The 6,127-nt window shown below is 63.5% G+C and carries 8 protein-coding genes; 3 read left to right on the plus strand and 5 right to left on the minus strand.

Annotated elements, in window-relative coordinates; all coding sequences use genetic code 11:
- Positions 1 to 303 precede the first annotated feature (303 nt).
- The 5 genes from XW59_RS29070 to XW59_RS29090 all read right to left on the minus strand — a co-directional run bounded on the left by XW59_RS29070 (position 304) and on the right by XW59_RS29090 (position 4,343).
- Positions 304 to 1,587, minus strand: coding sequence for an O-acetylhomoserine aminocarboxypropyltransferase (locus XW59_RS29070; protein WP_047146403.1), 1,284 nt, complete (start codon positions 1,585 to 1,587; stop codon positions 304 to 306).
- Positions 1,588 to 1,724: 137 nt separating this feature from the next.
- Positions 1,725 to 2,246 (minus strand): CoA-binding protein, encoded by a 522-nt coding sequence (locus XW59_RS29075; protein WP_047146351.1) that lies wholly within the window; start codon positions 2,244 to 2,246, stop codon positions 1,725 to 1,727.
- A complete protein-coding gene (locus XW59_RS29080) occupies positions 2,243 to 3,019 on the minus strand; it encodes an AAA family ATPase (RefSeq protein WP_047146352.1) in 777 nt (258 codons plus the stop codon). The genes XW59_RS29075 and XW59_RS29080 overlap by 4 nt, the downstream gene beginning before the upstream one ends.
- A 15-nt stretch (positions 3,020 to 3,034) precedes the next feature.
- Positions 3,035 to 3,520 carry a VOC family protein gene (locus XW59_RS29085; RefSeq protein ID WP_047146353.1) on the minus strand — a complete coding sequence of 162 codons (486 nt, stop codon included), beginning with the start codon at positions 3,518 to 3,520 and terminating at the stop codon, positions 3,035 to 3,037.
- Position 3,521: 1 nt separating this feature from the next.
- Entirely contained in the window at positions 3,522 to 4,343 is an 822-nt protein-coding gene (locus tag XW59_RS29090; RefSeq protein WP_047146354.1) for an enoyl-CoA hydratase, read from the minus strand.
- A 129-nt stretch (positions 4,344 to 4,472) separates the two neighbouring features.
- Here XW59_RS29090 and XW59_RS29095 point away from each other — a divergent pair, with 129 nt between their 5' ends.
- The 3 genes from XW59_RS29095 to rpsI all read left to right on the plus strand — a co-directional run bounded on the left by XW59_RS29095 (position 4,473) and on the right by rpsI (position 6,087).
- Positions 4,473 to 4,922: a PaaI family thioesterase gene (locus XW59_RS29095; RefSeq protein WP_047146404.1), complete on the plus strand. Its 450-nt coding sequence runs from the start codon at positions 4,473 to 4,475 to the stop codon at positions 4,920 to 4,922.
- A 224-nt stretch (positions 4,923 to 5,146) separates the two neighbouring features.
- Positions 5,147 to 5,608, plus strand: coding sequence for a 50S ribosomal protein L13 (gene rplM / locus XW59_RS29100; protein WP_047146355.1), 462 nt, complete (start codon positions 5,147 to 5,149; stop codon positions 5,606 to 5,608).
- Positions 5,609 to 5,610: 2 nt separating this feature from the next.
- On the plus strand, positions 5,611 to 6,087 hold the full coding sequence (gene rpsI / locus XW59_RS29105; RefSeq protein WP_047146356.1) for a 30S ribosomal protein S9: 477 nt from the start codon (positions 5,611 to 5,613) through the stop codon (positions 6,085 to 6,087).
- Positions 6,088 to 6,127 lie beyond the last annotated feature (40 nt).

Raw genomic sequence — 6,127 nt, forward strand, 5'->3', positions numbered from 1 at the left:
CTTCGCGGCTCGAAATCCACAGCCGGCCTGCGCCAGACATGCTGCCCGGGATGAAGCCGCGCATCGAACCCACCACGCAGCGGGTTCCAGCACCGCCGTCCTCATCCTGAGGTGCGAGCGCAGCGAGCCTCGAAGGACGCACCAAGCCATATCTTCGCGGGCTCGAAATCCACAGCCGGCCTGCGCCAGACATGCTGCCCGGGATGAAGCGGCGCGCATCGAACCCACTGCGCAGCGGGTTCCAGCACCGCCGCCCTCATCCTGAGGTGCGAGCGCAGCGAGCCTCGAAGGACCCGGAAGCGATCAAGCCTTCGCCAGCGCCTGTTCCAGATCGGCGACGATGTCCTCGACCTCCTCGATGCCGATCGACAGGCGGATCACGTCGTTGCCCGCGCCCGCGGCCGCCTTCTGCTCGTCGGTGAGCTGGCGATGCGTGGTGGAGGCCGGATGGATGATCAGCGATTTGGTGTCGCCGATATTGGCGAGATGCGAGAACAGCTCGACGCCCTCGACGACCTTGACGCCCGCCTCGAAGCCGCCCTTGAGGCCGAAGGTGAAGACCGCGCCCGCACCCTTCGGCGAATATTTCCTCATCAGCGCGTGGTTCGGATCCGTCTCCAGTCCCGGATAGGAGACCCAGGCGACCTTGGGATGGCTGGAGAGCCATTGCGCGACCTTCAGCGCGTTGTCGCTGTGGCGCTGCATGCGCAGCGGCAGCGTCTCGACGCCAGTCGCAAGCAGGAAGGCGTTGAAGGGCGAGATCGCCGGGCCGAAATCGCGCAGGCCGAGCACGCGGCAGGCGATCGCGAAGGCGAAATTGCCGAAGGTTTCGTGCAGCACGAGGCCGCCATATTCGGGGCGCGGCTCCGAGAGCATCGGGTATTTGCCGCTCTTCGACCAGTCGAACGTGCCGCCGTCGACGACGATGCCGCCCATCGAGTTACCGTGGCCGCCGATGAACTTGGTCAGGGAATGGACGACGACGTCGGCGCCGTGCTCGATCGGGCGCAGCAGGTACGGGCTCGCCATGGTGTTGTCGACGATCAGCGGCAGGCCATGCTTGCGCGCGATGTCGCCGATCTTCTCGATGTCGACGAAGGTGCCGCCCGGATTGGCGAGGCTTTCGATGAAGATCGCCTTCGTCTTGTCGTCGATCTGGTTCTCGAAGGTCGAAAGGTCGTCCGGATCAGCCCAGCGCACCTCCCAGCCGAAATTCTTGAAGGCATGGCCGAACTGGTTGATCGAGCCGCCGTAGAGCTTCCTGGCGGCGACGAAATTCTCACCCGGCTGCATGATCGTGTGGAAGACCAGCAATTGCGCGGCGTGGCCGGAAGCGGTCGCGACCGCCGCCGTGCCGCCCTCGAGCGCCGCGATGCGCTCTTCCAGCACGGCCTGGGTCGGGTTCATGATGCGGGTGTAGATGTTGCCGAAGGCCTTCAGGCCGAACAGGGACGCGGCGTGATCGACGTCGTCGAACACATAGGCGGTCGTCTGGTAGATCGGCGTCGCGCGGGCGCCGGTGGCGGGATCCGGCTGGGCTCCGGCATGGATTGCCAACGTGTTGAAACCGGGCGTGCGCTGCGACATCGTTTCCTCCTGCTGCTCGATGAGCCCGCATTGATCGCAAAGGCGCGCGGCAAAGGCAAAGAAGAAATTTCTCAATAATCCGCATAAGTACGCAGCTCGGGCGGAAAAAGCGGTTGGCAGGAGAAACCGGTTCTCCGTTATTTCTGCCGGATGCCGAAGCTCTGGAAGCCCCGGCGCATCATCGGCTTCTTCGAGGAGATCACCCGGCTGTTGACGCCGTTCCAGCCGATCTCGCGGGCAAGCCGTGCATATTCGATTTTCGGGCACCGGTTCATGACGACCTTGATACCCGCGGCCTCGGCCTTCGCGGCCGCCTCGTCGTGGCGCACGGTGAGCTGCATCCAGATCACCTTGGGCAACGGGTCGAGCGCGAGCACCTCGTCGACCACCGTGGGAACGGCGCTCGATGCACGGAAGACGTCGACCATGTCGATCGGCTCCGGCACGTCGGCGAGCCGCGCATGGACCGGGCGGCCGAGTATCTCCTTGCCGGCATGACCGGGATTGATCGGGAAGACCGAATATCCCTTGTCGATCAGGTATTTCGCCACGAAGTAGGACGGCCGCACGTCGTTGACCGACGCGCCGACGATGGCGATCGTCCTGACCGAGTTGAGGATGCCGGCGATGTAGGAATCTTCGTAGGCGTCGTGGTTCATGCCGTATCTTCTTCCAGCGCTTCGGAGATAAAGCCGTCCGGATCGCTGCAAAAGTCCCGCATCATCCTGAAATGATCGGTTTCGCGAAAATCCGCCTCGGCAAGCCCGCCGCGATCTATTCGCAGAAGGCGCGCGCCCGGACAAGCCATCAGCAGCGGCGAGTGCGTCGCCATGACGACCTGCGCGAAACCGGACCGGTCCATCCGCGTCAGGAGACGCAGCAATTCGAGCTGCCGCGCCGGCGACAGCGCGCTTTCCGGCTCGTCGAGGATGTAGATGCCCTGCCTCACGCATCGCTCCTCGAAAAACCGGATGAACCCCTCGCCGTGCGACCAGGAAAGAAAATCGGGCGGCGCCTCGCCGGATTCGGTGGCCGCCCGGTCGAGATATCGGGCCACGGAGAAGAAGGATTCGGCACGGAAAAACCAGCCCGCGGTCACCTTGGGCAGCCAGTGCGCACGCAATGCACCGGCGAGCGCGGCGCCACTGCGGTCGATCGCGGTGGAATGGTCGACCGGCCGATACCCCTTTCCACCACCCGCCTCGTCATAGCCCGCGAGTGCCCCGATCGCCTCCAGCAGCGTCGACTTTCCGGAGCCGTTTTCGCCGACGATGATCGTGATGGGCGTGGTGAAGGCGAGTTCGAACGCGCCGGAGCGAAACAAGGGCAGGTCGAACGGATACTCGTCCCTGCCGCCGACCCGCTCCGGTTCCAGGATCAGCCGCTTGAGATAGGGCGCCTTCAGACGTGTGAGCTGCTTGCGGTAGGCCATTCAATTCGCGGCGGACTAATCGGGAAGCGAGATGCGCCCTTCGGCGTCGATCGGAAAATCGGGATTGTAGGCGACCTCCCAGAGATTGCCCTCGGTGTCCTCAAAATATCCCTGGTGGCCACCCCAGATGGCGCGGCCTGCCTGCTTTAGAACGCGCCCGCCGGCCTTCTCGGCCGTCGAGATCACTTCGGCGACCTCGGCCTCCGAGCGCGTGTTGTAGGCAAGCGCAACGCCTGCGAAAGCCGAACGGACGCGCCCCGCATAGCTTTTCTCCCCCACCCTCGAGATATCGGCTCCGGCAACGGGTTTCTCGTGGTCGATGCCGGCGTCCTTCGCCAGTTCCTCCCGCGGCCACAGGGCAAGGATCACGCCGCCCATCTGGAAGAAGGCGACACCTTCGGTGATCTTGGAGTTCCGCTCGAGCCCCATGGCCTCGTAGAAGCGGACGGCCCGTTCGAGGTCGTCCACGGCCAGGGTCACGATGGAGATGCGGGGTTCCATCTCATTCCCCTTTCCATTCCGGATTGCGCTTTTCGATGAAGGCGCCGATGCCCTCCGCCGCGTCGCGGGCCATCATGTTCTCCACCATCACGCGCGAAGCGTATTCATAGGCGTCGGAAAGCCCCATCTCGGCCTGCGCATAGAAAGCCTCCTTGCCGATCTTCAGCGTCAAAGGCGATTTGGAAGCAATGGTTTGCGCGTATTTCATCACGATCTGATTCAAATATTCGCGCGGCACCACACGGTTGACGAGACCGAAGTCGCGCGCCGCCTGCGCGTCGATCGCCTCGCCCGTCAGAAGCATTTCCATCGCGTGCTTGCGCGAGACGTTGCGCGACAGCGCCACCATCGGAGTCGAGCAGAACAGGCCGATATTGACACCGGGCGTGGCGAAGCTCGCCTGATCGGTGGCAATCGCCAGGTCGCAGCTCGCGACGAGCTGGCAGCCGGCCGCCGAAGCGGTGCCGTCGATCTCGGCGATCACCGGCTTGGGATGGCGCACGATCGTCTGCATCAGGCGCGAGCATTCCGTCATCGTCCGCTCGTAGAACGCCCTGCCCCGGTCGACGTCGCCGCGATGCGCGGTCAGTTCCTTCAGGTCGTGGCCGGCACAGAAGACCTTGCCCTCGGCCGCCAGCACTATGACGCGGATGGAAGCGTCGGCTTCGGCGGCCTCGAACTCCGCCTGCAAGGCCGCCAGGGTTGCGAGCGACAGCGCGTTGGCGGGAGGCTTGGCGAGCGTCAACCGAAGGATGCCGTCCTGAACCGCCACGGCCACCGGTCCGGCAGGCTCCGATTTCTTCAACGCCAGAATGTCGGCCATCCGTTACCCCGTGCATTCGATGATTTGCCCTGAAAACTAGCACGCGACGGCTTGAAGAACAGGGAGGAAATGGCGAAAGTCGCCTCACGTTTACGCAAACGGAAGTCCAACAGCGCCGGGAACACGACCATGAACAAGCCAGTGCCCACCCCGGTCATGACCGCAGCGGAGGTCAACGACCTCCTGAAGAAGGTCTATCCGCAGCTCAACGAGGATTTCTCCGATTACACGGCCGTCGAGGTCTTTCCGGGAGGCTGCACGGTGCGCCTCAACGCGGGCGAGCGCCATCTGCGGCCGGGCAACACGGTTTCCGGACCGTCGCTGTTCACGCTGGCTGATATCGGCGGCTATGTCTGCGTGCTCTCGCATGCAGGGCCGGACGCGCTTTCCGTCACCACCAATCTCAACATCAATTTCATGCGCAAGGCCGAACCCGGTCCGATCGACGGACATTGCCGCATCCTCAAGCTCGGCAGGAGCCTGATGGTCTTCGACATCGAGATGGTCGCCGGGCCGGAAAAACTCACCGTCGCCCACGCGACCGGCACCTATTCGATACCGCCGAAGCGCTCGATCTAGTGCGGTAAAATATTACCGCAAGCGTAAAATGTTGATTTTACATATAAATTTTCAATAGATGGCGAAAAGCGTCTGTTGACGAGGTTTCCGCCTTCCCCTATAAGCCCGGCGTGGAACAGGTAGCCGCTTCGGCCGCCGTTTTATTTTGCCCGCCCCGATCACGGAACGGACAAGGCAAGCAACAAGAAACGCCTTCCCCGGAAGGTCCAACGAAGAGCAAGACCATGACAACCTTTTCGCAGAAGCCTGCGGACGTGGTGAAGAAGTGGGTGCTGATCGACGCCGAAGGCCTCGTCGTCGGCCGCCTCGCCACCATCGTCGCCAACCGTCTCCGCGGCAAGCACAAGCCGACCTTCACCCCGCATGTCGACGATGGTGACAATGTCATCATCATCAATGCCGAAAAGGTCGTCCTGACCGGCAGGAAGCATGCCAACAAGAAGTACTACTGGCACACCGGCCACCCCGGCGGCATCAAGGAGCGCACCGCGCGCGACATCCTGGAAGGCCGTTTCCCGGAGCGCGTGGTCGAAAAGGCCGTCGAGCGCATGATCCCGCGTGGACCTCTCGGCCGTCGCCAGATGAAGAACCTGCGCGTCTATGCGGGCACCGAGCATCCGCATGAAGCCCAGCAACCCGAGACGCTCGACGTCGGAGCGCTCAACGCAAAGAACAAGAGGGCCTGACAATGGCTGACCTTTCCTCCCTCGCAGAACTCGGGACGGTTGCCGTTTCCGAACAGCCTGCGGCCCCCGTGCATGTCCAGAAGCTGGACAAGAACGGCCGCGCCTACGCCACCGGCAAGCGCAAGGACGCGATCGCCCGCGTCTGGGTCAAGCCGGGCACCGGCAAGATCGTCGTCAACGACAAGGAATACGACAAGTATTTCGCGCGTCCGGTCCTGCAGATGATCCTGCAGCAGCCGATCGTGGCGACCAGCCGCAACGGCCAGTACGACATCATCGCCACCGTTGCCGGCGGCGGCCTCTCCGGCCAGGCCGGCGCGGTGCGTCACGGCATCTCCAAGGCGCTGACCTATTACGAGCCCGAGCTGCGTTCGATCCTCAAGAAGGGCGGCTTCCTGACCCGCGACTCGCGTACCGTCGAGCGCAAGAAGTACGGCAAGGCGAAGGCCCGTCGTTCGTTCCAGTTCTCCAAGCGCTGATCGCGCCGGCGAGAGCCGATACCGCAAAAGGCCGCCCGAA

It is taken from the genome of Aquamicrobium sp. LC103, from assembly GCF_001014615.2.
In the GTDB taxonomy this organism is placed as follows: domain Bacteria; phylum Pseudomonadota; class Alphaproteobacteria; order Rhizobiales; family Rhizobiaceae; genus LBCQ02.

Coding starts and splice junctions, on each gene's coding strand:
- XW59_RS29070 (WP_047146403.1), bottom strand. CDS start 1,587: ATGTCGCAGCGCACGCCCGGTTTCAACACGTTGGCAATCCATGCCGGA.
- XW59_RS29075 (WP_047146351.1), bottom strand. CDS start 2,246: ATGAACCACGACGCCTACGAAGATTCCTACATCGCCGGCATCCTCAAC.
- XW59_RS29080 (WP_047146352.1), bottom strand. CDS start 3,019: ATGGCCTACCGCAAGCAGCTCACACGTCTGAAGGCGCCCTATCTCAAG.
- XW59_RS29085 (WP_047146353.1), bottom strand. CDS start 3,520: ATGGAACCCCGCATCTCCATCGTGACCCTGGCCGTGGACGACCTCGAA.
- XW59_RS29090 (WP_047146354.1), bottom strand. CDS start 4,343: ATGGCCGACATTCTGGCGTTGAAGAAATCGGAGCCTGCCGGACCGGTG.
- XW59_RS29095 (WP_047146404.1), top strand. CDS start 4,473: ATGAACAAGCCAGTGCCCACCCCGGTCATGACCGCAGCGGAGGTCAAC.
- rplM (WP_047146355.1), top strand. CDS start 5,147: ATGACAACCTTTTCGCAGAAGCCTGCGGACGTGGTGAAGAAGTGGGTG.
- rpsI (WP_047146356.1), top strand. CDS start 5,611: ATGGCTGACCTTTCCTCCCTCGCAGAACTCGGGACGGTTGCCGTTTCC.